Here is a 25,466-nt window from a genome sequence, read left to right as displayed (position 1 = left end):
GCACATTCATCCCTCGAGTATTTGTCGCCCAAAGAAGCCATGAGCCTGTGCCCGCTGTTTCTTTGGGCTGAAAATACTCCGGGGGGGGGCGGGGGGCTGGCCCGCCGTCCGGCCCTCTCAGCCGCGCAGGGTATCGAATGCGGCGCGGATCGTCTCGGGGATGGGTGTCGGGCGGCCATCGCCGCCGGTCAGGACTTGGGTAAAGAAGCCCTCGGCGCTGGCAGTGTCCGCCTCGTTGCGAAACAGGCCGACCTCGAAGCGGACCGATGAGGTGCCGAGGTGTCCGATGCGCAATCCGGCATGGACCAGGTCGGGAAAGCCGATTTCGGAATGGTAGCGACACCCGGTTTCCACAGTCAGCAGACGGAGCGCCCTGGGTCCGCGGATATTGATGCCATTGTCCATTTGCCAGAGGCTGATGCCCGTGTCGAAGAAGGACAGATAGGTGGCGTTGTTCATGTGGCCATATTCGTCGTTGTCCATCCACCGGGTGGGCAGACTGCGAAAGGCGCGGTAGTCCGCGCGGGTGCCCGGGGGCGTGCGTGTCATTGTGACCTCAGGATCCGGAAGGCGGTGGAGGCGCCCCAGCCCGCGGCGATGGCGATGAAGAGCGACATCAGCCCATAGATGAAGGGTTGTTGGCGGGACAACGAGTAGAGCCAGCGTTCGAGGCCAACCTTGCGCACCTCGATTTCCGTCTCGTAGGAGCTGATGACCCTGCCGCCGCGGGTCAGGAAGATGCGCGTGGGATAGCTGCCCTCTGTCAGGTTGGCGGGCATAGAGATGGCGGTGTCGAACAGCGTCTGTTCCCGGACCGTCACCGTGTCTTCCAGCAACTGGTAGGTGCCTTCGTCGGTGCGGATGCGGATCACCGCCTCTGTAAAGCTTTGCGCGTCGGGGACGTCCATCGGCGCGCCGACGGAGCGGATGGCGCGGGGAATGGAGACCTTGTGGCGGAGGTCTTCGGTTTCCGTGATCACCTGCGCCCAGGGGGCCGAGGTGGCGATGGCGTAGAAGCTGGGGGCGGCGTCGACCTCGACTGCGTGGGCATTGACCCAGATGCCGAAGCGGCGCGCCTTGCGCCAGACCGTGACCGGCTGCTGCGGGCCGGCAACGGCGACGATGACCTGCAGAGGTTCTTCTTGGATCGGGGCTTCGCGCTTGATCGCGCCGAAGATCAGGATGTCGGACCCGTCGAAATCGGTGGAGATCTGGACGATCTCCTTGCTGAGGCCCAGCACCACCTGTTCCGCCCGGGCAGGCAGGGCGAGAACCAGAAGAAGAAGCAGCAGCAGGCGCATCAGTGGCTCCCCGCGGGGGACAGGACGTATAGTTCGGACGGGGTCAGCAGCAGGTCGAGCGCGAGCTTGCCGCAGACAAGCAGCACCAACCCGGCCAGCAGGATGCGCAGCTGTTCAGCCTTCAGGCGCATCCCGATGGCGGTGCCGGCCTGCGCGCCGAGCACGCCACCGATCAGCAGGAGCACCGCCAGAACCACGTCCACGGTGTAGTTCGTGGTGGCATGCATCACCGTGGTAAAGCCGGTGACGAAGATGATCTGGAAAAGCGATGTGCCGATCACCACCTTGGTCGGCATGTTGAGCAGGTAGATCATGGCGGGCACCATGATGAAGCCGCCACCCACGCCCATGATCGCCGCCAGAACCCCGACCGAGAGGCCGACCATGATCGGCGGGATCACCGAGATATAAAGCCCCGAGGTGCGAAAACGCATCTTGATGGGCAGGGCATGTACCCAGTTGTGCTTTTTCCGTTTCGGCGCGACGCCCCGACGCGACTTGCGCAGCGCGTTGAGGCTTTCGACGAACATCAGGGCGCCGATGATGCCCAGGAAGACGACGTAGCAGAGGTTGATCAGCAGATCGACCTGGCCCAGAGATTTCAGATAGTTGAAGAGCACCACGCCCAAGGCGGCACCTATCAGCCCGCCTATGAGGAGGACCGTCCCCATGCGCAGGTCGACGGTTCTTCGTTTCAGATGGGCCATCAGCCCCGAGACCGAGGAGGCAACGATCTGGTTGGCGCCGGTGGCCACGGCCACGGCGGGGGGAACGCCGATGAAGAACAGCAGCGGCGTCATCAAAAAGCCGCCGCCGACGCCGAACATGCCCGACAGGATACCCACCAGCCCGCCAAGGCCGAGAAGGACGAAGACGTTGACCGAAACCTCGGCAATGGGGAGGTAGATTTGCATGCGCAAAGCTAGTCCCATGTCATGGGGTTATGCAAGTGCAGCATGGGTCCGCGCCGGGACCTTTGCGGGCCTATCTTTCCTTGACGTAGGGCTCTCCTCCGGCCCGGGGCGGGATGGCCTTGCCGACGAAGCCGGCGAGGATCACGACCGTCAGGATATAGGGCAGGGCATCCATGACCTGCACGGGCACGGTGAAGGCGCCCAGGTCGATGTTCTGAAAGCGCAGCGCAACCGCCTGCAGGAAGCCGAACAGCAGGCAGGCGCCAAGCGCGTACCAAGGGCGCCATTTCGAGAAGATCAGCGCGGCAAGCGCGATATAGCCGCGGCCCGCGGTCATTTCCTTGCCAAAGAAGGGCTGTAGCCCGGTGGCCATGTAGGCGCCGGCGATCCCGCAGAGAACCCCGCAGATGGCGACTGCGGCAAACCGCAGCCCGACGACCGAGACACCTGCGGTGTCCACGGCTTCGGGCGCCTCACCTACCGCGCGCAGGCGCAGGCCGAAACGGGTGCGGAACAGCACCCACCATGTCGCGGGCACCAGCGCGAAGGCCAGGTAGACCAGCGGTGCGTGCCCGGACAGGAGATCGGAATAGATCGGCCCCAGGACCGGCACGTCGCGCAGGCTGTCGGCAAAGGGCAGATGCCATTCCGACAGCCGTGCATCGCCGGTCAGCGTCGGTGTCTTGCCCCCCTGCCGAAACCAGCTTTGCGCGATCAGCACGGTCAGGCCGGAGGCGAGAAAATTCAGCGCCACCCCCGAGATCAACTGGTTGCCCCGGAAGGTGATCGAGGCCAGGCCGTGGATCGCCGAGAGCGCCATCGACGCGGCAATGCCGGCCAGAAGTCCCCAGCCGACCGGCGGCAGCAAGGACCGGAGCCAGGTCAGGCCAATGCTCGCGTCGGTCAATGGCAGATGCAGGGTCCATGTCTCGTTGGTCACGGCCAGGTAGGCCACCGCGGCGGAAAAGAAGGCCGCGATCAGCATCTTGCCCTCCAGCCCGATGTCAAAGATGCCCGCACGCTCCGAAAAGAGCCCGGCCAGACAGGCCAGCAGCAGCGGGGTCGACAGGCGGATGGTCGATTCAAGGACCGGGATGAGCGTGGCGAGATCCATGTGCGGTGTCAGCCTCTTGGTTCGAGGGAGGGCGGATGGGCGGGAAACCTGGGCATGGGCGTGCCAGCGCCAGGCGAAGGGCGGCAAAACAGAAGAACGCGCCAAGCGCCCCGTCGATGGCACGCCGGGCGCGCAGGTAAAGCGCGACCATCGGGCGGGTCGAGAAGGTCAGCGCGTAGAGCGCGTGGATCAATGCCGAGTTCAGGGCGGCGCCAAGGACAAAGAGCACCGCGACCGGCCAGGGGGCGGTGCCGCCCAAGGCCAGCGTGACGATGGCCAGATAGGCAAGAATGGCCTTGGGATTGCTGACCTGAAGCAAGAGGCCGCGCCGGTAGAGGCGGGCGGGACTGCCGTTCAGCCTCGTCACGGGCGGTGCTTGTCCCGGGGTGGCCGCAGAGCGCAGCGACTTGTAGCCGAGCCAGGCCAGGTAGCCCGCGCCCAGGATCTTGATCAGCGTCACGGCATGGGACCATGTCAGGATCAAAGCGCCAAGGCCGGCGATGGCGCCCGAGGCCATGAGGATCGAACCGGTCACGATCCCCGCGCTCATCGCAAGGGCCTGCCGTCTGCCTGTGCCCATCGCGGTGCCGATCACCGCCAGCACGTTTGCCCCCGGAGAGGCCAGTGCCAGTGCGTGCACACCCCAGGCGATCATGAGCGAGGGCAGGTGGTCGGTCAGCATCAGGCCTTGCCCTTGCGCAGGGCGAGAAAGAGTTTTTCCAGCGGCATCCGCACCATGTTGTCCAGCGCCCCGGTAAAGAGGATCACCAGCGCCTGGATCACCGTGATCAGCTGTTGCGGGATGCCGGTCCAGAAGGCCAGTTCCAGCCCGCCCTGGTAGAGAAAGCCGAAGAGCAGCGCCGCCATGAAGATGCCGAAGGGGTGCGAACGCCCCATGAGCGCCACGGCGATGCCGATGAAACCCGCGCCTTCGGAGGCGTTCAGGACCAGCCGTTCGGCCTCTCCCATCGTGGCGTTCAGTGCCATCATCCCGGCAAGCCCGCCCGAGATCAGCATGGCGATGACCGTGATCCGGACCGGCGAGATGCCTGCGTAGCGTGCCGCGCTCTCGGAATGGCCGAAGGCGCGGATCTGATAACCCAGCCGCGTGCGCCAGATCAGCAGCCAGACGGCAAAACAGGCCAGTACGGCCAGGAAGAAGGAGACATTGACCGGGGCCGAACGGAACAGGACCGTGTCGGCGGTCGAGAACATCTCCTGGAAGGTGGGCAGGTGGGTGGGCTCTGGGAACGGGCCGGAGGCCGGTTCCATCGCGCCGCGCGGGCGCAGCATGTTGACGAGGACGTAGTTCAGCACCGCCGCGGCGATGAAGTTGAACATGATCGTGGTGATGACGATATGGCTGCCGCGTTTCGCCTGCAGGTAGGCGGGGATCAGTGCCCAGGCCGCCCCGAAGACGCCTGCCGCCACCGTCGCCCCAACCAGTGCCAGCGTCCAGTGTGGCCAGGGCACGTAGAGACAGACCAACGCCACGCCCAGCCCACCCAGCAGCACCTGGCCTTCGCCACCGATGTTGAACATCCGCGCGTGAAAAGCGACCGCTACGGCAAGGCCGGTGAAGATGAAATTCGTGGTGTAATACAGTGTATTGCCGATCCCGCGCGATGAGGTCAGGCTTTCCTTGACCATGATCGAGAAGGCCTCGACCGGGTTGTGCCCGATGGCAAGGATCACCAGCGCCGAGATCAGCGAGGCCAGAAGAATGGAAATCAGGGGCACGAGCACCGCGTCGGCCCAGCCGGGCATCTTATCCATTCTGCGGCTCCTCCGGAAAAAACGGTTTCACGCGACGATCAGCTTTTGCCATGCCGGCTTGCCTCCCGCTTTTCCTGTGCTTCCAGTTGTTCGTCCACCACCTTGATCAGCGGCTTGTCCTTGTCGGGCATCTCGGTCACCCCGGCCATGAGAAGGCCCAGCTCGGTCTGGTTGGTCTCTGACGGCATGCGTTCGCCCATGATCTGCCCGTCGAACATCACCGCGACCCGGTCCGAGAGCGACAGGATCTCGTCCAGCTCGACCGAGACCAGCAGGATCGCCTTGCCCTGGTCGCGCAGGGCGACGATCTGCTGGTGGATGAACTCGATGGCGCCGATGTCGACACCCCGGGTTGGCTGCCCCACCAGCAGGATGTCGGGATTGCGCTCGATCTCACGCGCCAGGACGATCTTTTGCTGGTTGCCGCCGGAAAAGTTGCGGGCGGCGAGATTGGCATTCGGCGGGCGCACGTCGAAGCGTTCGATCTTGCCCTCGGCGTCGCGCTTGATGGCGGCATTGTCCATCATCAGCGCGTTCTTCTGGTATTTCGGATCGTGGTGATACCCGAAGGCGACGTTTTCCCAGGCGGTGTAGGGCATGATAAGCCCTTCGTGCTGTCGGTCCTCGGGGACATGGCTGATGCCGCGCGCCCGCCGCGACTGGCCGTCCGAATAGCGCCCGGTGAGGTCGATCTCCTCTCCGTTGACGCGCACGGTGCCGGTGGCGGTCTTCATCCCGCCCAGAACCTGCAGCAGCTCTGACTGGCCATTGCCAGACACGCCCGCGATGCCGAGGATCTCACCGGCCTGCACCTTGAGCGAGATGCCCTTGAGCCGTTCGACCCCGGCGCTATCGGTATGGCGCAGGTCTTCGACCTCCAGAACGGACTTTCCGGGCTTGGCGGGCGTCTTGTCGACCCGCAACAGCACCTTGCGGCCCACCATCAGCTCGGCCAGTTCCTCGGGCGAGGTCTCGGCGGTCTTGACGGTGGCGGTCATCTCGCCGCGTCGCATGACGCTGACGGTATCGGTGATCTCCATGATTTCGCGCAGCTTGTGCGTGATCAGGATGATCGTCTTGCCCTCACGCTTCAGCCCTTCGAGGATACGGAACAGATGGTCGGCCTCTGCCGGGGTCAGCACGCCGGTGGGTTCGTCCAGGATCAGGATTTCTGCTTCGCGGTAGAGCGCCTTGAGGATTTCCACACGTTGCTGGTGGCCGACGGAAAGATCCTGGATCATGGCGTCGGGATCGACGTTGAGTTCGTATTCCTCGGCCAAGTGCTTCAGAACCCCGCGCGCCTTGGCCAGCGAAGGTTTCAGAAGGCCGCCGTCCTCGGCCCCCAGGATGACGTTTTCGAGGACGGTGAAATTCTTTACCAGCTTGAAGTGCTGGAAGACCATGCCGATGCCGGCTCCGATCGCGGCCTGGCTGTCGGGGATCTGGGTCTGGTTGCCGTTGATCCAGATCTCGCCCGCGTCGGCCTTGTAAAACCCGTAGAGGATTGACATCAGGGTCGATTTTCCCGCGCCGTTCTCGCCGATGATGCCGTGGATCGTGCCCGGCATCACTCGGATCGAGATGTCCTTGTTGGCCTGCACGGGGCCGAAGGACTTGGAGATGCCTTTCAGCTCGATGGCGGGGGTGTCGGTCATGTCTGGACGGCTTTCGCGGACGTAAGGGAGAGGGGCCGCGCTGGCTTGCGGCCCCTCGGGTCAATCATCCGGGCGTGGCGCCCGGGGCGATGTGGATCAGAAGTCCAGCGCCGGGCAGCTGTCGTCCTCGGAGTAGTCGTGGACGGTGACTTCGCCCGCGATGATCTGCTCACGCGCTGCATCGACGGCGGCCTTCATCTCTTCCGAGACGAGGTCGGCGTTGTTGTCGTCCAATGCATAGCCGACACCGTTGCTCTCCAGGCCCAGGGCGATCACGCCGGTTTGCAGGTCGGCGCCCGCGGTCATCGCGTCAAAGACGGCCACATCGACGCGTTTCAGCATCGAGGTCAGGACCGAGCCGGGGTGCAGGTAGTTCTGGTTGCTGTCGACGCCGATCGACAGGATGCCCTCGTCTGCAGCGGTTTGCAGCACGCCCAGTCCGGTACCGCCTGCAGCGGCATAGATCACGTCCGCGCCCTGGCTGATCTGTGCCTTGGCCAGTTCGGAGCCCTTGACCGGGTCGTTCCATGCGGCGGGGGTGGTGCCTGTCATGTTGGCGATCACGGTCGCGTCGGGGTTCACCGCCAGCACACCCTGGGCATAGCCGCAGGCGAACTTGCGGATCAGCGGGATGTCCATGCCGCCGACAAAGCCGACCGTATCGGATTCGGAGGCCATCGCCGCCATCATGCCGACGAGGTAGCTGCCCTGGTGTTCTGCAAAGAGAATCGACAGGACGTTCGGATGCGCCTCGGGGTCGACGTAGCCGTCGATGGTCACGAACTTGGTGTCAGGATAGTCCGGCGCCACGGCAGCGATCTGCGAGGCGTAGGAGAAGCCGGTGGTCACGACCGGGTTGAAGCCGGCTTCGGCAAAGCGGCGCAGAGCCTGCTCACGCTGGGCTTCGGCCTGGATCTCGATGTCACGATAACTGCCGCCGGTTTCTTCTGCCCAGCGTTCCGCGCCGTTGTAGGCTGCCTCGTTGAAGGATTTGTCGAACTTGCCGCCGAGGTCGTAGATCAGCGCCGGATCGGCCAGCGCGGCGCCGGCGCTCAGCGCCAGTGCTGCGACGGTGCCGAGGGTCTTGGCAAAGAAGGTCATGAGAGGCTCCCTGGTGTGACGGGTGCAAAAGTCACCCGTTCCGTTTGTGATGGGCCAATCAAAGCCGCAGGGGGCGGGAGGGGTCAACCGGTTTTTGCCACGCCGCCACGGTGGCGCGGGTGACGTCAGGGCAGTGCGCGCGACATGACCACGGCGTCGTCCGGCGGGCCGTCCGGGCGCGGGTAATACCCCTGGCGCAGACCGGTTTCACCGTACCCGTGGCGGGCATAGAAGGCGCGCGCCGGCGCATTGGCGCTGGCGACCTCCAGGAAAATCCGCCGCGCGCCCCGTTCCACTGCCTGCGCGTGAAAGAGGCGCAGCGCGCGGCTGGCGGCGCCCCGGCGCTGGTGGTCGGGGTCGGCGGCAAGCGCCAGAATTTCGGCCTCGTCCACGATCACCGTGCCGAGGACAAATGCGTGCTCCGTGCTGGCCAGCAGGGCATGCGGACGGGCCAGTGTTTCGGCGAATTGCGCCGCTGTCCAGGGCTTCATGTGCCGGTAGGCACGCGCGGCCAAGGCCGCCAGTGCCTCGGGCGTCATTCCAGGATCACCGGGGGCGCATCGCGCGACGGTGCGGCATCGGCGGGCTTGAGGTAGAGCGGGGCAGGGCGCACCGGGTTGTCCTGCCAGCGCGTGGCAGCGATACGCGCGATCGCCTCGGCAGGCGCATGGCGGGCGGGGACGGCCTTGGTGCCCAAATGCTCGGCCACCAGCGCGGCGGCGGGGCCAACGCAGGTCAGCCCGGATTGCGCCCAGGCGTCGGGCATCCCGGAGATGGCGATCAACTGTGCGGGGATCGGCGGCACAATGCGCTGAGACTGGACATAAGCCTGGTCGCGCGGGGCACTCAGGCAGGCGAGCACCGGGCCCGGGGTGTCCAGCGCCACGGCCTCCAGCAGGCTCACGCCCACCGCCGGGATGTTCAGCGACAGGGCCAAGCCGCGCGCGGCGGCCACCGAGAGTCGCACGCCGGTGAAATTGCCGGGGCCGATACCGACGCCGATGGCGCTCAGGTCCTGCCAGTTTGCGCCGCCCTGGGCCAGGACCTCCTCCAGCAGGGGCATCAGGCGCTCGGCCTGACCGCGCGCCATGTCCTCATGCGCGGCGGCGACAATGCCGCTGCCGTCCATCAGTGCCGCGCCGACATGCGCGGAAGACGTGTCGAAACCGAGAATCATGGGAGAGGTTATTGCCGCGTGGCGCAGGGGTTGCAAACCCGCCCTGACGAGAACCTGCAAAGCAAACACCGCGCCGAGGGGCGCGGTGAACACATATCACGATCCATTGTTCGCGGGTCAGACGGCGACGGGGCGCACCTCTGTCACCTCGGGGATGTAGTGGCGCAGCAGGTTCTCGATCCCCATCTTCAGCGTCAGCGTGGACGAGGGGCACCCGGCGCAGGCGCCCTGCATGTGCAGATAGACGACGCCGCGATCGAACCCGTGGAAGGTGATGTCGCCACCATCCTGCGCCACGGCCGGTCGCACGCGGCTGTCCAGCAGTTCCTTGATCTGGCCCACGACCTCGGCATCGGCTCCGTCGTGCTCGGCGTGGCCACCGGCCTGTGTGGCACCATCCGCCATAACCGGCTGGCCGGACTGGAAATGTTCCATGATCGCGCCCAGGATCGCGGGCTTGAGATGGTCCCAGTCGGTCGCGTCGTTCTTTGTCACGGTCACGAAGTCATTGCCGAAGAACACGCCCGCCACCCCGTCGACGGCGAATAGCCGCTGCGCCAGCGGCGAGGCGCTGGCGGCCTCGGCCGAGGGGAAGTCGGCCGTCCCCATCTCCAGCACCGTATGGCCGGGCAGGAACTTGAGCGTGGCGGGGTTCGGCGTCGATTCGGTCTGAATGAACATCTGGGATCACCCTTTTCTGGTTGCTCCCTATATGCGCCTCCATGCGCCGACCGTCAAGGATTGGAACCGTTCTAAAGTATGCGCCAGCCGGGAATCAGGTGATGGCTTCCAGCCGTTCCTTGGACAGATCCCCCGGCACGATCGTGACGGGAACCGGCAAGGCGCCAGAATTGCGGGTCATGTGGCTAACCAGCGGGCCGGGGCCCTTCTTGTCCGCGGCGGCCCCCAGGACCAGCAAGCCGATTTCCGGGTCGTCGTGGACCTGTGCGATGATTTCGGTCGTCGGGTCGCCTTCGCGGATCACCAGTTCCGGATCGACGCCCTGCTTGTCGCGCATCCACTTGGCGAAGACCTCGAAGTGCGCGTGGATACGTTCGCGGGCCTCTTCGCGCATGATGTCCCCCACGCCGATCCAGTGATTGAACTCGTCCGGGGGGATGACGGACAGGATCGCGACGCCGCCTCCGGACTTGGCGGCGCGCATGGCCGCGAAACGCATGGCGTTCAGGCACTCGCGGCTGTCATCGAGGACGACGAGGAATTTGCGCATAAGGTCTCTCCTGGAGGCGGATCGTGGCAGAGGGGCGGGCCCCTGTCCAGCGCGGTCAGGGTTGGGGATCAGGGGACAACAGGTCCGGTGCGATTGCGTCGATCAGATCGAAACCGGCCGTGTCGAGGTGAAAGAGGGCGAGTTGCGGGAAGTTGTCGAGCGCATATAGCCCGCTGTCGCTGGGCATTCGGGTCATCAACTCGTGCAGGACCTTCGTCAGGACGCCCCGGTCGACCTGGCCTGTCCCGATGCTGGGCGCAAGGGTCATGGCGGTATCTTCGAACCGCAGGTGCAGGCCGTCCGAGACGGTGACCTGGCAAGGCACTTCTGCCATGCGTGACAGATCACTGATGGCCTCGGCATAGTCTTGCAGGCTGTCAAAGCCATCGGTTTGCAACAGGCAGGCACGGGGACAGAAAGGGGGATGCGGGGGGCGGTCGACCCGGATCGTGTAGGTCAGCAGAAGCAGCCGCCAAGGGTCGCCGCGATAGGTTTCTTCGGGGCCGAAGTCGATGATGTCGGCGCGGGTCACGCCCGGCGACAGATGCAGTCCAGCGCGGGCCAGAACGGCCATCTGTTCATCCAGCGACGGGCCTTCGGGCGGCGCGGACCCCGGCAGGCGCCGTGCCGTGGGGCGGTTGGCACGCTGGACCGCCACGATGGCAGCCACGAACAGCCCAAGCACCACAAGGATGACGACGAGTTTCAGTCCCATCCGCGCACGTCCGCCCGATCAGGCACTGAGTGCCCAGTCCCAGTAAAGCTCGCGCACCCGCCGGGTGACCGGGCCGATTTGATAGGACTTGTCCTCGAAGCCGGTCACCGGGGTTACCTTGTTCATGTTGCCGGACATGAAGACCTCGTCCGCCTGTTCGAAGTCCTCGAAGGTCAGCACGGCTTCCTGCACCTCGATCCCGTCGGCGCGCAGGTTGGCCATGTGGCGGGCGCGGGTGATGCCGGACAGGAAGGTGCCGTTGGGGATTGGTGTCAGCACGACGCCGTCCCGGACCATGAAGATGTTGGCCGTGGCGGTTTCGGCCACGTTCCCCATGACATCCGTCACCAGCGCATTGGCGAACCCGCGGCCGCGGACCTCTGCCAGCATCCGGGCGTTGTTCGGGTAAAGACAGCCGGCCTTGGCATTCACGACCGAGCTTTCCATTACCGGGCGGCGAAAGCGCGTGCGCCCCAGCGTGGCGGTGGCGCTGTCGGGCGCCATCGGAATTTCCTCGAGGCACAGCGCAAAGCCGGTCTCGTCCGGCTGCGGGACGATTGCGGTGGCATCACCGTTGATCCCCCAGTACATGGGACGGATGTAGACCGCGCTGTCCGGCGCATAGGCCTTCAACCCTTCTTCGACGATGGCCACCATGTCCTCGGTCGTGACTGTGGGGCGAAGCATCATCGCCTCTGCCGAGCGGTTGACCCGGGCGCAATGGGCGTCAAGGTCGGGCGTGACGCCCTGTGCATGGCGCGCGCCGTCGAAGACCGACGACCCCAGCCAGGCGCCGTGGTCCGCGGCGCGCATGACCATCGCGTCGCCTTCGTGCCAGGTGCCATTGAAATAGGTGCGGATATTCGTGCCGGTCGCCATGTCAGTCTCCTTCGAGTTGGCGAGAAGCTAGGCGGGGCGGCGAGGAAGGTCCAGAGGCGGCGGGCCGTACCGCCAGATGGCGCAGGATGTCCGCGCCGGGCGAAAATGGCCAACAGGCAGGGGATTGCGGTCCGAATGCTGCGCTGGCGTCGAAACCCGCAGCCACGGCGCCGCAGGATCACGCCCCGTCGCCCATCGGAAACGCACGAGGCGCAAAAATGCCTTCGAAGGTCGGGATTGATAGGCGCGTGTCCAAGGTGACATGCTTAAGGTGCCCCAAACGACGGGAGACGCGCATGTCCGAGACGATCCGATTCACGCTCGACGGCCAGGAGGTCGAGGCGGAAAAAGGCATGACGATCTGGGAAGTGGCCAATGGCCGCGGCCTCAAGATCCCGCACCTCTGCCACAAGCCGGCGCCGGGCTATCGCCCCGATGGCAACTGCCGCGCCTGCATGGTCGAAATCGAGGGCGAGCGCACGCTGGCCGCCTCTTGTATCCGCGAACCGCAGGACGGCATGGTGGTGCAGACCGCCACCGCCCGGGCGGAAAACGCCCGCAAGATGGTCATGGAACTGCTGTTGGCCGACCAGCCAGAGCAGGCGGCGGCCCATGACAAGTCCAGCCACCTCTGGGACATGGCGGCCGAAAGCGGCGTGTCCGAGTCGCGCTTCCCGACGCTCGAGGCCGAGCGCATCCCGCTGCTGGACGACAGCCACGTCGCGATGAAGGTCAACCTGGATGCCTGCATCCAGTGCGGACTGTGCGTGCGCGCCTGCCGCGAGGTCCAGGTCAACGACGTGATCGGCATGGCCGGCCGCGGCCACGATGCCTACCCGGTCTTCGACCTGGATGACCCGATGGGCGACTCCTCTTGCGTGGCCTGCGGCGAATGCGTGCAGGCCTGCCCGACCGGCGCGCTGATGCCGTCGAGCGTCATGGACGAGAACCAGCAGGGTGACAGCAAGGACTTCGACGAAGAGGTCAAGTCGGTCTGCCCGTTTTGCGGCGTGGGCTGCCAGGTCTCGGTCAAGGTCAAGGATGGCAAGGTCAAATATGTCGAGGGCATCAACGGCCCCGCGAACGAAGGCCGCCTTTGCGTCAAGGGCCGGTTCGGGTTTGACTATATCCACCACCCGCACCGCCTGACGAAACCGCTGATCCGCCGCGATGACGCGCCGGAGAAGGGGCTGAACGTCGATCCGAACAACCCCTGGACCCATTTCCGCGAAGCGACCTGGGAAGAGGCGCTGGACAAGGCCGCGCATGGCCTGGCGGACCTGCGCAGCTACTACGGCGGCAAGTCGGTCGCCGGTTTCGGCAGCGCCAAATGCACCAACGAAGAGGCCTATCTCTTTCAGAAGTTCATCCGGCAGGGCTTTGGTCACAACAACGTCGACCATTGCACCCGCTTGTGTCACGCGTCCTCGGTGGCCGCGTTGATGGAAAACGTCGGGTCGGGCGCCGTGACGGCGACCTTCAACGAGATCGAGAACGCCGACGTCGCCATCGTGATCGGTGCCAACCCGACCGAGAACCACCCGGTTGCCGCAACCTATTTCAAGCAGTTCACCAAGCGGGGCGGCAAGCTGATCATCATGGATCCGCGCGGCACCGCGATGGCGAGGCACGCCGATCACATGTTGCAGTTCCGCCCCGGGACGGACGTGGCCTTGCTCAACGCGATCATGAACGTGATCGTCGAGGAAAAGCTCTACGACCGGCAGTACATCGAGGGCTTCACCGAAGGGTTCTTTGAGTTCCGCGAGCACATCCGCGCCTTCACGCCAGAGCGCATGTCCGAGCTTTGCGGCATCGATCCGGAAACGATCCGTACCGTGGCGCGCACCTATGCGGATGCGCGGGCGGCGATGATCTTCTGGGGCATGGGCGTGTCGCAGCACATCCATGGCACCGACAATGCGCGCTGCCTGATCTCGCTGGCGCTGCTCTGCGGTCAGGTGGGGCGACCGGGGTCGGGCCTGCACCCGCTGCGTGGCCAGAACAACGTCCAGGGCGCCTCCGACGCGGGGCTGATCCCGCAGGTCCTGCCGGATTACCAGTCGGTGACCGACCCCGAGGTCCGCGCGCTGTTCAAGCACATCTGGCGGGGAACCGAGATCCAGGAAACGCCCGGCCTGACGGTCGTCGAGATCATGGATCGCGTCTATCGTGGCGAGATCAAGGGCATGTATATCCTGGGCGAAAACCCGGCGATGTCCGACCCGGACGTGGAACACGCCCGCAAGGCGCTGGGCCAGCTGGATCACCTGGTGGTGCAGGACATCTTCCTGACCGAAACCGCGAATTTCGCCGACGTGATCCTGCCCGCCTCGGCGCTGCCCGAGAAATCCGGCACCGTGACGAACACCAACCGCCAGGTCCAGGTGGCGCGCAAGGCTGTGAACCCGCCCGGCGAGGCGCGCGAGGACTGGGAAATCCTGGTCGAACTGGCGCGGCGCGTCGGGCTGGACTGGGATTATGACGATCCGAAATCCGTCTTCGACGAGATGAAGATGTCGATGCGGTCGCTGCACCACATCACATGGAAGCGGCTGGAGGCGGAATCGGCCGTGACCTACCCCTGCACCGGTCCCGACGACCCGGGGCAGGCGGTGGTCTTTGGCGACGGTTTCCCGCGCCGCGCGGGACGGGCCATGTTCGCCCCCGCCCGGGTGACACCGCCGGCCGAAGTGCCCGACGACAGCTTTCCGATGATCCTGACCACGGGACGGCAGCTGGAACATTGGCACACCGGCTCGATGACCCGCCGGGCCAGCGTCCTGGACGCGGTCGAGCCCGAGGCGAACTGCTCCTTGCACCCGTCGACCCTGCGTAAGCTGGGGGTCGAGCCGGGCGGCTTCGTGCGGCTGACCACGCGGCGCGGCTCGGTCGAGGTCATGGCGCGGTCGGACCGCAACGTGGCGCCGGACATGGTTTTCCTGCCCTTCGCCTTTGTCGAGGCGGCGGCCAATATCCTGACCAACCCGGCCCTGGATCCCTTCGGCAAGATCCCCGAGTTCAAGTACTCGGCGGTGCGGGTCGAGGCCGTGGGAGCCGAGGGGGTGGCGGCGGAGTGACGAAATGAACGATGCCTGGCTTGCGTTTTCCGCGCATGCCAGGCTTTCTACCCAACATGGGCAAGGCTGTTTTTTTGCACAGGGCGGATTCGATCTACGATGACGCGCCGGATGTGCGTTACGAGTTTCCAAAGGCGTACCTGAAGGCCGTGAGAGAGGCCGTTGGCGACTGGATTGTTTACTATGAGCCGGTGAAAGCAGGGCCTCGCGGTTACTTTGCTGTCGCGCAAGTGCACGAGGTGATCGAAAGCCCGAGTGGCAACGGTATGTGGTGGGCGATGATCTCGCCCGGTTCTTATCTTGAGTTCGACAGTTTCGTGCCTCGGCTTTTGCATGGCAGCCCGCTGGAAGCGGCCCTGCGCGAGCCGGACGGTTCGCCGAAAAAAGGCGGGGCTCAGCAACTCGCGGTTCGTCGCTTGCCGGATGCAGATTTTGCGCGGATCGTGAATATGGGACTTCCGCAGGACTTGGAGGCTATCGAGGCCAGCCGCTATGATCGGAAACCAGAGGCCGCCGATCCCGCTGCTCTCTTCGAAAGGCCAGTGCATGAGCGCCTGACACGGCGCGCCTATCGTGACGTGGCATTTCGGCGCAAGGTGCGGGCCGCTTATGACGAACGGTGCGCCATCTCAGGGCTGGGATTGCGAAACGGGGGCGGGCGGCCCGAAGTGCAGGCGGCGCATATCCGTCCGGTCGAGGAGAACGGCAGTGACTCGGTTCGCAATGGTCTTGCGCTCTCGGCGACGCTGCACTGGATGTTCGATCGGGGTTTGATTGCTCTGGATATTCCCGATCCGGCAACACCCTGGGATGTCAGGGTCCTCGTGTCTGACAACAAGGTGCCGCGGGATGTGGCGGATCGATTGATACGGCCCGAAAGGCAATTGACCTTGCCCAAGGATCGGCGTGACTGGCCGCATCCTGCTAACATCCAGTGGCACCGGGAAAACCGTTTCGGCATGGGGGATCCCTCCGATCTGTTTTCCAGGTGAGCGGACCTTGTGGGTGGGGGGCCTACAGCCTGACCGGCCAATTGCAGAGCCGGGATCCCGCGGGTTAGGGTCGCGGCGAACTGGAACCTGGAGGGGCGGAAATGGTCGCGGTCGATGAAAAGCGTTTTCTGGAGGATCTTCACACCCTGCGCTCCTTCGGGGCGGCGGGTGTCGGCAAGGGGGTGCGGCGGCCCGCCTATACAGAGGCGGACATTGCCGCGCGGGACTGGCTGGCGGACCAGATGCGCGACGCGGGGCTGGAGCCGCACTTCGACCCGATGGGCTCGCTCTTCGGCCTTGTCGAGGGGCGGTCTCTGCTGATCGGGTCGCATTCCGACAGCCAGCCCGAGGGCGGCTGGCTGGACGGCGCTTTGGGAGTCATTGCCGGTCTCGAGGTGGCGCGCGCCGCGAAAGAGGCGGGTGGGCCGCCGATTTCCTGCGTCTCCTTCCAGGACGAGGAAGGGCGGTTCGGTGTCACCACCGGCAGCGCGGCCTGGTCAGGGGCTCTGGCGCGCGAAAAGGTGGACGGGTTGGTCGACCCCCAGGGCGTGACTTTGCCAGAGGCGCGGGCCGCGATGGGGGACCGGCTGGGGGACTGGATCGACCCGGGCCGTTTCACGGGCTTCCTGGAGATGCACATCGAACAGGGGCCGGTGCTGGACACAAGCGGTGAGGCCGCGGGTGTGGTCGAGGCCATCGTCGGTATCCGCGACATGGTGATCAGCTTCGAGGGACAGCAGAACCACGCGGGCACCACGCCGATGGCCCTGCGCAAGGATGCATTTCAGGCGCTGGGCGCTTTCAATAGCCTTCTGAACGACCGGCTGCGGAACGTGGTGACCCCGGCGACGGTCTGGACCATCGGACATGTCAGCTTGCACCCAAACGCGCATTCCATCGTGCCGGGACGGGTTAAATTCTCGATGCAATGGCGGGATGGAGATCCGGACAGGCTGGACCGGATGGAGGCGATCGTGCGCGAGACGGCGCAGGAGATCGCGGACGACAGGGGGCTGGCGCTGGAGTTCGGGCCGATGCTGGGCGTGGCGCCGGTGTCTATGGATGCGGACTTTCGCGCGGCGCTGCGCGAGGCGGCGGAAGAAACCGTGCCGGGCCGTTGGCGCGAGATGCCGTCGGGGGCGCTGCACGATGCTTCGAACATGTCGCTCATGATGCCAGCGGCGATGCTCTTCGTGCCCTCGATCGGGGGCATCAGCCATGACTTTGCCGAGGACACGGACGAGGCCGACCTGGTGCGCGGCCTGCAGGTGCTGGCGGGGGCGGCGGCACGGATCGCGGGGTAAGACGCGGGAATTCCGGAGTTTCGCGACGCCCCGGCCTGCTCTAGGCTGATCCGCAGGAGGTGCGGACATGGACCCAGTGTCGATTGGATTTTATGCCTCGGTCTGCGGATTGTTGGGCCTTGCGGGACCGAAACTGGGCGCGGCGCCGATCCGGCTGGGCGTCGGGGCGATCGTCGGTGTGATCGCGGTCAGCGTGCTGCCGCACGTGAAAACCCTGTTGGGGGTGGCAGAGGCCTATACGACGATACAGCCCTGAGGCGCGTCGGACAGAGGCCGCTGGTCAGGCCCGGGGCGGGGTCGCTCAGCTCCAGCTGACGTCCCCCAGAAAGATATAGCCCGCGCCGTAGATGGTCTTGATCAGGCGGGGGTTCTTGGGGTCCTCGCGCAGCTTGGTGCGCAGGCGCGAGATACGCACATCCATCGCCCGGTCAAAACTCTCGCCCGCCGCGCCGCCTAGGGATTCCTGCATATGAGCGCGGGTGATGAGGCGCTTGGGGCTTTCCAGGAACAGCCGCAGTACCTCGCCCTCGGCATGGCTGAAGGTGGTTTCCTCGCCGGTCTCGTCCTCGAGCGCGTAGCGGTCGAAATGCGCGGTCCAGCCGTTGAACCGTGCGGTGTCCGATGGAGCGGACCGGGTGCGGGTGCGCAGGCGGGCACGGATGCGGGCCACGACCTCGGCCGGGTCGAAGGGTTTGATGATGTAGTCATCCGCCCCCAGTTCCAGCCCGGTCACCCGGTCCTGCACCTGTGCGCGACCGGAAATGATGATGACCGTTGCCCCCTGTTCCAGCGCCAGCCGGTGCACCAGGGTCAGCCCGTCACGGTCCGGCAAGCCCAGGTCGACGAGGCAGACATCGGGCGTGGTGCGGCGCAGGGCGGCCTCGAATTCCGTCGCGCGGCCAAAGGACATGGTGCGGAACCCTGCCTCTGCCAACGCGTCGGACAGCATCTGGCGGATGGCCGGTTCGTCGTCGAGAATGGTGACAAGGGCGCTCATGGAGGCGGGTTAGCCCATCTGCGCGGGCGCCGGAAGAGGCACCAGCCCGAGGAAGCCGGCAAGGTCGGCGGCGGAGAAGGGTTTGGGCAGGACGGGGCCAAGCCTATGCGCGCGACGGTGCAGGGTGTGATCCGGCGGCAAGGAGGTCATGAAGCGGACGGGCAAATGCGGCAGGCGCTGCGCCAGGTCGAGGCCCGGACGGTCGCCTTCCAGCGAGATATCCGACAGGACCAGCGCGATATCGGGCAGGCCTTCGGCCAGGGCGCAGGCCTCGTCCACCGAGGCGGCCTCGACCACCGAAAACCCCAACCCGGTCAGCATCTCGCGGATGGCCTCGCGCAGGTCGGGGCTGTCCTCGGCCAGAAGGACAAGGCCGGTGTCCGGCACGGGCGCTTGTGCCGCCCGGCGCAGGGGCAGACGCAGCGAGACCCGTGCGCCATGCCCGGTGTTGGCCAACCGTACCGAGCCGCCCGCAAGTTTTGTCATGTCATAGACCATCGCAAGGCCCAGCCCCGACCCTTCGCCGCCCTTGGTGGTGAAGAAAGGTTCAAGCCCGTGGCGCAGCGCGGTGTCGGAAAAGCCCGGCCCGCTGTCCTCGACCGACAGTTCCAGCCAGGTGTCCTGGACCTCTTGCGCCATCAGGGTGATGACCCCAGCCTCGCCGCAGGCATCGCGGGCATTCAGCACCAGGTTCAGCAGCGCATCCTGCAAGAGGCCGGGATCGGCCATGTAGGCGCCGCTGGTGTCGTCCCGCGTCCGCAATTCCATCCCTTCGGGCAGCGAAGGCGTGGCCAGCGTGCACAATTCGCCAAGAAAATCGGGCAGGGACAGCGGGCGGGGCTGCCATCCCCGCTGACTGGTCATGTCGGCGATCCGGTCCAGCAGCCGCCCGCCACGCCGCGCGGCCGAAAGCGTGGCAGAAATCAGCGGTTCCGCCTGCGGTCCAAGCCCCATCCGTGCCAGCCGTGATTGCATGCCCAGGATGATGGTCAAAAGGTTCGAGAAATCATGCGCAAGACCCGAGGTCAGCTGCGCCGCGATCTCTCGGCGCCGGGTCTGTTGCAGGGCGGCGCGGGCCTGGGTTTCCTCGGTCACGTCCTGCGACAGGATGTAGACGCCCGGTTCCAGCGGATCGGGGGTGAAAACGCCCCGGATCCGGCGTGAGGACATCTCGTCGTGGAACTCAAAGGTGCTTTGCCGTCCGTCCTGCGCGGCCTCGAGGTGCGGGCGCACCTTGGAATAGGCCTGCGGCCCCAGCGTTTCCGAAATATGCAGGCCGAGGATATTGGCCGGACGACCGGGCATCACATCGCCCAGCCGGTTGTTGGAAAAGGTATAGTGCCCGCCGGCATCGACCCGGGCGATGTGGGCGGGCATCATCTGGGTCGTCGTGCGGGTGCGGGCCTCGGTCTCGACCAGTTCGCGGCGCGCCTCTTCCAGAGCCTTGTTGGTGGCCGCGAGATTGCGGTTGGTGCGGGCCAGTTCCTCGGACCGTTTCAGGACCTCCTCGGACAGGAGTTCCGAACGCGTGCGCAGCAACTGTTCCTGCGCCCTGGTCTGGGTGATGTCCGTGTAGACCGTGACCCAGCCGCCCTGCGGCAGCGGCGCCCCTTCGACGCTGATGGTGCGGCCGTTGGCGCGCGTGCGCTCCATGTAGTGCGGCTCAAACGCGCGGGCGGTCTCGACGCGGTCCTGGATGAAGGTTTCCGGGTCGTCGACGGGGCCGTATTCGCCGCGTTCGACAAGGTGGCGGATGGTGTCCTCGAACCGGGCGCCGGGCGTGGTGAGCGCATCGGGCAGATCGAACATCTGCGCAAAGGGCGCATTGCAGACCGCAAGCCGCAGGTCGCTGTCATAGATCGTCAGGGCCTGCTGGATGAGGTTCAGCCCGGCCTGCGTGAGCGCGAGGTTTTTCATGGCCCAAGCCTAGGGCGGTCTAGGCGGCGGCGCCAGAGGGCTGCGCATCGGTCCGGGCCGTTCGCCGCCCTGTAGGAATTCGTTACATTTGGGAAATCTTGCGGAAAAAGTTGACCGCAAGCTTGGGACTTGCCCAAATGAAGGCCAGAATCGCGACCAACAGCGAGCGGCCCGGACACCTGGGCATCACGAGGGATGTCGGGGAACCGGCATGGGAGGAAAAGACTTGGCACATTTGGCTGAGGGCGCGGAAGGTCTGCGCTCTGTCCCGGCACTGTTGCATCGCAATGCCACCGAGTTCGGCAATGCGCCCGCCTACCGTGAGAAGGAATACGGGATCTGGCAAAGCTGGACCTGGGCGGAGACGGAAAAGGAAATCGAGGCGCTGGCCTTGGGCCTGCTGAACCTGGGTGTCAACGAGGGCGATTACGTCGCCATCATCGGGCGCAACCGGCCCACGTTGTACTGGTCGATGGTTGCGGCGCAAAGCGTCGGCGCGATCCCGGTGCCGTTGTACCAGGATGCGGTGGCCGAAGAGATGGAATACGTTCTGGGTCATTGCGGCGCGCGCTTTGCCATCGTCGCGGACCAGGAACAGGCCGACAAGGTGATCGAGGTGCAGGACGACCTGCACCAATTCGAGCATCTGATCTATGTCGATCCGCGCGGCATGCGGAAGTACGACCATTCCCACCTGCATGAATTCAGCCACATCCAGGAGCAGGGGCGCGCGGCGCGAGAAGAATTCCTGCCCGAGTTGAAGCGGCGGCGGGAAAAGCTGACCTACGACGACACCTGCGTGATGCTTTATACCTCGGGCACCACGGGCAAGCCCAAGGGCGTGGTCCTGTCCAACCGGAATATCATCGAGGCGGCCAAGTCCTCGTCCCAATTCGACCATTTGCGGCGCAGCGACAGCGTGCTGGCCTATCTGCCGATGGCCTGGGTAGGGGATTTCATCTTTTCCATCGGCCAGGCCTACTGGTGCGGTTTCTGCGTGAACTGCCCCGAGGCGCCGCAGACCATGTACGAGAACCTGCACGAAATCGGGCCGACCTATTTCTTTGCGCCGCCACGCTATTTCGAGGAGCGCATCACCGCGCTGACGATCCGGATGGAGGATGCGGGCCGGTTCAAGAAATGGCTGTTCGACACCTTCATGGCCCATGCGCGCAAGGTCGGGCCGAAGATCCTCGACGGCAAGCCGGTGGGGATGATGGACCGGCTGAAATACGCGCTGGGCCAGGTCCTGGTCTATGGCCCGGTGCGCAACCGCGCAGGCATGACCAAGGTGCGCGTGGCCTATACCGCGGGTGAGGCGATCGGGCCGGAAATCTTTGATTTCTGGCGCTCGCTGGGGATCAACCTCAAACAGCTCTATGGTCAGACAGAGGCCAGCGTCTTCATCACCGTGCAGCCCGATGGCGAAGTGCGGTCTGACACGGTTGGCGTGCCGGCGCCGGGGGTGGAAATCCGCATCGCCGAAAATGGCGAGGTCTTCTATCGGTCGCCCGGCGCCTTCGTGGAGTACTACAAGAACCCCGAAAGCACGCGCGACACCAAGGACCCCGAGGGCTGGGTGGCCACGGGCGATGCAGGGTTCATCGAGGAAGACACCGGGCACCTGCGCATCATCGACCGGGCCAAGGACGTGGGCCAGATGGCGGATGGATCGCTCTTCGCGCCGAAATACGTCGAGAACAAGCTGAAGTTCTTTCCCAATATCCTGGAGGCAGTGGTCTTCGGCGCGGGCAAGGATCGCTGTACGGCCTTCATCAACATCGACCTCACGGCGGTGGGCAACTGGGCAGAGCGCAACAACATCGCCTATGCCTCTTACCAGGAACTGGCCGGGCATCCGCAGGTGCTGGAGACGGTGCAGAAACACGTCGAGGAAGTGAACGAGAGCGTCGCGCAGGACGACATGCTGTCGGGCTGCCAGGTGCACCGCTTTCTGATCCTGCACAAGGAGTTGGACGCTGACGACGGCGAGTTGACCCGGACCCGCAAGGTGCGCCGCAAGATCATCGGCGAGAAGTTCGATGACCTGGTGACCGCTTTGTACGACGGATCGGACAGCGTCTACACCGAGACCGAGGTCACCTACGAGGACGGGCGCAAGGGCAAGATCAAGGCGACGCTGGAAATCCGTGACGCCAAGGTCTGGCCGGTCAAGCCCAAGGCCATGGCGGCGGAATGATGGTCGGACGCTCCCGCGCCTGCGGCGCGTATCGCCCCGCCCACCATCCCTTTGGGCGCCCTTGCCCGGTAGACGTGCCCGGTGCCGGCGTATTCCGGGGTATTTTCACCAAGAGCAAACAGGGGGCAGTCGCGTGAAGGATACCGAAGGCTATGTCACCGCGGACGGGCGCCAGATCGGCGGCGTGCTGATGGAGATGAAGAACATCACGCTGAAATTCGGCGGGGTGACGGCGATTTCCGATATCTCCTTTGACGTGCACGAGGGCGAGATCCGGGCGATCATCGGGCCGAACGGGGCGGGCAAGTCCTCGATGCTCAACATCATCTCCGGCTTTTACACGCCAACCGTTGGCGAGGTCTGGTACAAGGGCCAAAAGCGCCCGCAGATGAAACCCTACGAGGTCGCCCGCATGGGGGTGGCGCGCACCTTCCAGAACATTGCGCTGTTCGAGGGGATGACGGTGCTGGACAACGTGATGACCGGCCGACTGACGCATATGAAGGCCTCGATTGCAAGCCAGGCGCTGTGGTGGGGCCGGGCGCGCAACGAGGAGATGGAGAACCGCGAGATCGTCGAGAAGGTCATCGACTTTCTCGAGATTCAGGCGATCCGCAAGACGCCGGTGGGGCGGTTGCCCTACGGGTTGAAAAAGCGGGTCGAACTGGCCCGCGCGCTGGCCGCCGAGCCGTCCATCCTGCTGCTGGACGAACCGATGGCAGGCATGAACGTCGAGGAGAAAGAGGACATGAGCCGCTTTATCTTGGATGTGAACGACGAGTTCGGCACCACGATCTGCCTGATCGAACACGACATGGGGGTGGTCATGGACCTCAGCGACCGGGTTGTCGTGATGGATTACGGCAAGAAGATCGGCGACGGCACGCCCGACGAGGTGCGCAACAACCAGGACGTGATCGACGCCTACCTGGGGGTGCCGCATTGAGACCGTTTTCGAATCCCGTCCCGGGCTTGTCCCTGGACCTCCACCTTAACCATGAGGCCCCGGATCAAGACCGGGGCGGGGAGAGCTCATGCTGAGAGACATCTTCATCAATCCCTTCGTGGACATGTACGAAGCGCCGGACCTGTTCCTGCAGACGCTCTGGGAGGGGCTGGTGTCCGGCGTGCTCTATGCGCTGATCGCCCTGGGCTTCGTGTTGATCTTCCGGTCGAGCCGCATCTTCAACTTTGCGCAGGGCATCATGGTGGTCTTTGCGGCGCTGACGCTGGTGGGGCTTTATGCCTACGGCATCCCCGCCTGGATCGCGGTGCTTCTGACGCTGGGCGTGATGTTCGTGCTGGCGGTCAGCATCGAACGGGTGGTTCTGCGGCCGCTGGTGGGGCAGCCTGACATCATACTTTTCATGGCCACCATCGGGGTCAGCCTGTTCCTGATCGGCTTGGGCGAGATCATCTTTGGCGGCGAAAACAAGCAGATGATCACCAGCGAGCTGGGCATTCCGACCGGCGAAACCTTGCTGGAACCCTGGGGGGGGCTGCTGATCCTGCCGCATCTCGACATCACGGTGGTCGTGGTCGGCGGGGTGCTGGTGGCGGCGCTGCTGGCCTTTCTCAACTACACCAAGATGGGCCGGGCGATCCGCGCGCTGGGGGACGATCACCAGGCGGCACTGTCGGTGGGCATCTCGCTGCAGACGATCTGGGTGCTGGTCTGGTTCATCGCGGGGATCATCGCGCTGGTCACGGGCATTGCCTGGGGTGCGCGCGCGGGGGTCAGCTTTGCGCTAGAGGTCATCGCCTACAAGGCGCTGCCGGTGCTCATGCTGGGCGGGCTGGAAAGCATCACCGGCGCCATCGTCGGCGGGCTGATGATCGGCATCCTGGAAAAGCTGTTCGACGGCTACTGGGGCTACCCGATCCTTGGCGGCAACACCGAGACATGGTTCGCTTTCGTCCTGGCGCTGATCGTGCTGCTGTTCCGTCCGCAGGGGCTGTTCGGGGAACGCATCATCGAAAGGGTCTAGGGCGGTCCGGGTCTGCCCGGATCGGACAAGGTCGGAGGAACGGGTGGCACAGGTCCACCCGACGCCCGGAGGAGGGGCGGAAATGTCGAAGCTGATAGCCATTCTGAACGTGATCGCCTGGGCCGGGTTCTGGTCCTTCGGCTACCTTGCCCTGACCGGCGATCCGGAGGCGGGCGGACGCATTACCATTGCCCTGCTGCTTGCGGCGGCGGGCGCGGCGGTGGGGCTCTGGGCCTATTTCTGGCTGGTGCGCCATTCCGAGTCGACCGGCTACGCGAAACCGGCGGCTAGCCGCGCGCGCTACGAAGCGGATGAAGGGCTGGAGGGCTAAGATGAACACGCCTGGGGAAAAACGGTCCGCGACACGCCCCGTGCAGCGCCCTGATCCGAGGATTGCCGATCTGGCACGCGGCGCCAACGGGCTGGGTGAAAGCGATGACATGGTCAAGATGACCCATGCCATGACGGGCATGGTCTCGGCCGGGATGCACGGCGCGCTGGCGGTGGGCCTGTCCGGCGCCGCACTGACGCTGAACATGATGGCGCGCCTGGCCGGGCTCGGGACCGATCCGCGACGCGGCCCGCAGGACGACCGGGAGGATGGCTGACCGATGACCGAAGGGGCCGCAGATAAGGACGGTTTGCTGACGGCGGGGCTTGTCTCGGCCGGGGTGACCGGCGTGGCTGCCGTGGTGCTGGGGTTCTTTCTCTTCGTGATGCTTGGCGGGGGGCCGGAGTTCCTGATCGGTCTTGTGATCATTGTCGTGACCGTGCCTGTGCCTTGGATCTGCCTTTCGGTTCTGAGCCAGGTGCGTGCGGCCGAACAGAACATCGGCGAGACGGCACCGCCGCACTGGCAGGGCTGGGGCACGCTTCTGCTGGCCTCATCGTTCTGGGTGGCGGTGAACTGGGCAGTGATCGCGCTGGTGCGGATGCAGCAGGCGGATCACCCCGGGCAGGACCTGAGCTGGATCCAGATCGGATCGGTGGCCGGCTTCCTGTTCGTGCCGCTGCCGGCGCTGATCGCGCTGTTGAATTTCTGCCTGCGGGGACGGCCTGTCCGTCCCGGCGGCTACATCGGAGAAGCCGCGGGCTGAACCGCGACGAGACAAGGGGAGGACGGCG

At 65.2% G+C, this 25,466-nt stretch carries 26 protein-coding genes; 10 read left to right on the top strand and 16 right to left on the bottom strand.

Annotated features, from left to right (window positions below; translation table 11 throughout):
• Window positions 1-117 precede the first annotated feature (117 nt).
• From ACQY5B_RS18780 to ACQY5B_RS18715, 14 genes are all read right to left on the bottom strand, one after another.
• The gene (locus tag ACQY5B_RS18780) at window positions 118-549 is read right to left on the bottom strand and encodes an acyl-CoA thioesterase (protein ID WP_305971254.1); all 432 of its coding nucleotides are present in this window, start codon (window positions 547-549) and stop codon (window positions 118-120) included.
• Window positions 546-1,304 carry a TIGR02186 family protein gene (locus ACQY5B_RS18775; protein WP_305971304.1) on the bottom strand — a complete coding sequence of 253 codons (759 nt, stop codon included), beginning with the start codon at window positions 1,302-1,304 and terminating at the stop codon, window positions 546-548. Before ACQY5B_RS18775 ends, ACQY5B_RS18780 begins: the two co-directional genes overlap by 4 nt.
• Complete coding sequence (locus ACQY5B_RS18770) at window positions 1,301-2,215, bottom strand: sulfite exporter TauE/SafE family protein (RefSeq protein WP_420327960.1); 915 nt, start codon at window positions 2,213-2,215, stop codon at window positions 1,301-1,303. The genes ACQY5B_RS18775 and ACQY5B_RS18770 overlap by 4 nt, the downstream gene beginning before the upstream one ends.
• A 70-nt stretch (window positions 2,216-2,285) precedes the next feature.
• The gene (locus ACQY5B_RS18765) at window positions 2,286-3,329 is read right to left on the bottom strand and encodes an ABC transporter permease (RefSeq protein WP_305971256.1); all 1,044 of its coding nucleotides are present in this window, start codon (window positions 3,327-3,329) and stop codon (window positions 2,286-2,288) included.
• Window positions 3,298-4,011 carry a LysE family translocator gene (locus ACQY5B_RS18760; protein ID WP_420327961.1) on the bottom strand — a complete coding sequence of 238 codons (714 nt, stop codon included), beginning with the start codon at window positions 4,009-4,011 and terminating at the stop codon, window positions 3,298-3,300. The genes ACQY5B_RS18765 and ACQY5B_RS18760 overlap by 32 nt, the downstream gene beginning before the upstream one ends.
• On the bottom strand, window positions 4,011-5,105 hold the full coding sequence (locus ACQY5B_RS18755) for an ABC transporter permease (protein ID WP_305971258.1): 1,095 nt from the start codon (window positions 5,103-5,105) through the stop codon (window positions 4,011-4,013). Before ACQY5B_RS18755 ends, ACQY5B_RS18760 begins: the two co-directional genes overlap by 1 nt.
• A 38-nt stretch (window positions 5,106-5,143) precedes the next feature.
• Window positions 5,144-6,760 (bottom strand): ABC transporter ATP-binding protein, encoded by a 1,617-nt coding sequence (locus ACQY5B_RS18750; protein ID WP_420327962.1) that lies wholly within the window; start codon window positions 6,758-6,760, stop codon window positions 5,144-5,146.
• 96 nt (window positions 6,761-6,856) lie between these two features.
• The gene (locus tag ACQY5B_RS18745) at window positions 6,857-7,861 is read right to left on the bottom strand and encodes a BMP family lipoprotein (protein ID WP_305971260.1); all 1,005 of its coding nucleotides are present in this window, start codon (window positions 7,859-7,861) and stop codon (window positions 6,857-6,859) included.
• A 125-nt stretch (window positions 7,862-7,986) separates the two neighbouring features.
• The gene (locus ACQY5B_RS18740; RefSeq protein ID WP_305971261.1) at window positions 7,987-8,400 is read right to left on the bottom strand and encodes a GNAT family N-acetyltransferase; all 414 of its coding nucleotides are present in this window, start codon (window positions 8,398-8,400) and stop codon (window positions 7,987-7,989) included.
• Window positions 8,397-9,038, bottom strand: a complete 642-nt coding sequence (tsaB, locus tag ACQY5B_RS18735; protein WP_420327963.1) for a tRNA (adenosine(37)-N6)-threonylcarbamoyltransferase complex dimerization subunit type 1 TsaB — start codon at window positions 9,036-9,038, stop codon at window positions 8,397-8,399. The genes ACQY5B_RS18740 and tsaB overlap by 4 nt, the downstream gene beginning before the upstream one ends.
• Before the next feature lie 117 nt (window positions 9,039-9,155).
• On the bottom strand, window positions 9,156-9,719 hold the full coding sequence (locus ACQY5B_RS18730; protein ID WP_305971263.1) for a NifU family protein: 564 nt from the start codon (window positions 9,717-9,719) through the stop codon (window positions 9,156-9,158).
• A gap of 94 nt (window positions 9,720-9,813) precedes the next feature.
• A complete protein-coding gene (locus ACQY5B_RS18725; RefSeq protein WP_069209279.1) occupies window positions 9,814-10,269 on the bottom strand; it encodes a universal stress protein in 456 nt (151 codons plus the stop codon).
• A 55-nt stretch (window positions 10,270-10,324) separates the two neighbouring features.
• Window positions 10,325-10,984 (bottom strand): hypothetical protein, encoded by a 660-nt coding sequence (locus ACQY5B_RS18720; protein WP_420327964.1) that lies wholly within the window; start codon window positions 10,982-10,984, stop codon window positions 10,325-10,327.
• Window positions 10,985-11,002: 18 nt separating this feature from the next.
• A complete protein-coding gene (locus ACQY5B_RS18715; RefSeq protein WP_420327966.1) occupies window positions 11,003-11,863 on the bottom strand; it encodes a branched-chain amino acid aminotransferase in 861 nt (286 codons plus the stop codon).
• A 296-nt stretch (window positions 11,864-12,159) separates the two neighbouring features.
• Between ACQY5B_RS18715 and fdhF the strand changes: the two genes are divergently transcribed.
• From fdhF to ACQY5B_RS18695, 4 genes are all read left to right on the top strand, one after another.
• Entirely contained in the window at window positions 12,160-14,943 is a 2,784-nt protein-coding gene (gene fdhF / locus ACQY5B_RS18710; protein WP_305971266.1) for a formate dehydrogenase subunit alpha, read from the top strand.
• Between the two features lie 35 nt (window positions 14,944-14,978).
• Window positions 14,979-15,935, top strand: coding sequence for an HNH endonuclease (locus tag ACQY5B_RS18705; protein WP_420327968.1), 957 nt, complete (start codon window positions 14,979-14,981; stop codon window positions 15,933-15,935).
• 101 nt (window positions 15,936-16,036) lie between these two features.
• Window positions 16,037-17,239, top strand: coding sequence for a hydantoinase/carbamoylase family amidase (locus ACQY5B_RS18700; RefSeq protein WP_420327970.1), 1,203 nt, complete (start codon window positions 16,037-16,039; stop codon window positions 17,237-17,239).
• A 67-nt stretch (window positions 17,240-17,306) separates the two neighbouring features.
• Entirely contained in the window at window positions 17,307-17,495 is a 189-nt protein-coding gene (locus tag ACQY5B_RS18695; RefSeq protein WP_305971269.1) for a hypothetical protein, read from the top strand.
• Between the two features lie 45 nt (window positions 17,496-17,540).
• Here the strand turns inward: ACQY5B_RS18695 and ACQY5B_RS18690 are convergent, their stop codons facing one another.
• Window positions 17,541-18,236 carry a response regulator transcription factor gene (locus ACQY5B_RS18690; protein ID WP_069209274.1) on the bottom strand — a complete coding sequence of 232 codons (696 nt, stop codon included), beginning with the start codon at window positions 18,234-18,236 and terminating at the stop codon, window positions 17,541-17,543.
• 9 nt (window positions 18,237-18,245) lie between these two features.
• A complete protein-coding gene (locus ACQY5B_RS18685) occupies window positions 18,246-20,153 on the bottom strand; it encodes a hybrid sensor histidine kinase/response regulator (protein WP_420327972.1) in 1,908 nt (635 codons plus the stop codon).
• A 226-nt stretch (window positions 20,154-20,379) separates the two neighbouring features.
• On the opposite strand from ACQY5B_RS18685, the gene ACQY5B_RS18680 reads away from it, so the two are divergent.
• From ACQY5B_RS18680 to ACQY5B_RS18655, 6 genes are all read left to right on the top strand, one after another.
• A complete protein-coding gene (locus tag ACQY5B_RS18680; RefSeq protein WP_424976472.1) occupies window positions 20,380-22,353 on the top strand; it encodes an AMP-binding protein in 1,974 nt (657 codons plus the stop codon).
• A 190-nt stretch (window positions 22,354-22,543) separates the two neighbouring features.
• Window positions 22,544-23,299 (top strand): ABC transporter ATP-binding protein, encoded by a 756-nt coding sequence (locus ACQY5B_RS18675; RefSeq protein ID WP_420328612.1) that lies wholly within the window; start codon window positions 22,544-22,546, stop codon window positions 23,297-23,299.
• 88 nt (window positions 23,300-23,387) lie between these two features.
• Window positions 23,388-24,341 (top strand): branched-chain amino acid ABC transporter permease, encoded by a 954-nt coding sequence (locus ACQY5B_RS18670; RefSeq protein ID WP_043136078.1) that lies wholly within the window; start codon window positions 23,388-23,390, stop codon window positions 24,339-24,341.
• An 82-nt stretch (window positions 24,342-24,423) separates the two neighbouring features.
• A complete protein-coding gene (locus ACQY5B_RS18665; protein WP_420327976.1) occupies window positions 24,424-24,672 on the top strand; it encodes a hypothetical protein in 249 nt (82 codons plus the stop codon).
• A 1-nt stretch (window position 24,673) separates the two neighbouring features.
• Entirely contained in the window at window positions 24,674-24,949 is a 276-nt protein-coding gene (locus ACQY5B_RS18660; protein ID WP_420327978.1) for a hypothetical protein, read from the top strand.
• Window positions 24,950-24,952: 3 nt separating this feature from the next.
• Entirely contained in the window at window positions 24,953-25,438 is a 486-nt protein-coding gene (locus ACQY5B_RS18655) for a hypothetical protein (protein ID WP_420327980.1), read from the top strand.
• The last annotated feature ends 28 nt before the right edge of the window (window positions 25,439-25,466 follow it).

Source organism: Antarctobacter sp. (genome assembly GCF_965277915.1).
In the GTDB taxonomy this organism is placed as follows: Bacteria; Pseudomonadota; Alphaproteobacteria; order Rhodobacterales; family Rhodobacteraceae; genus Antarctobacter.
Note: the sequence above shows the minus strand (reverse complement) of the source record. Positions and strands in the feature narration are given on the sequence as shown.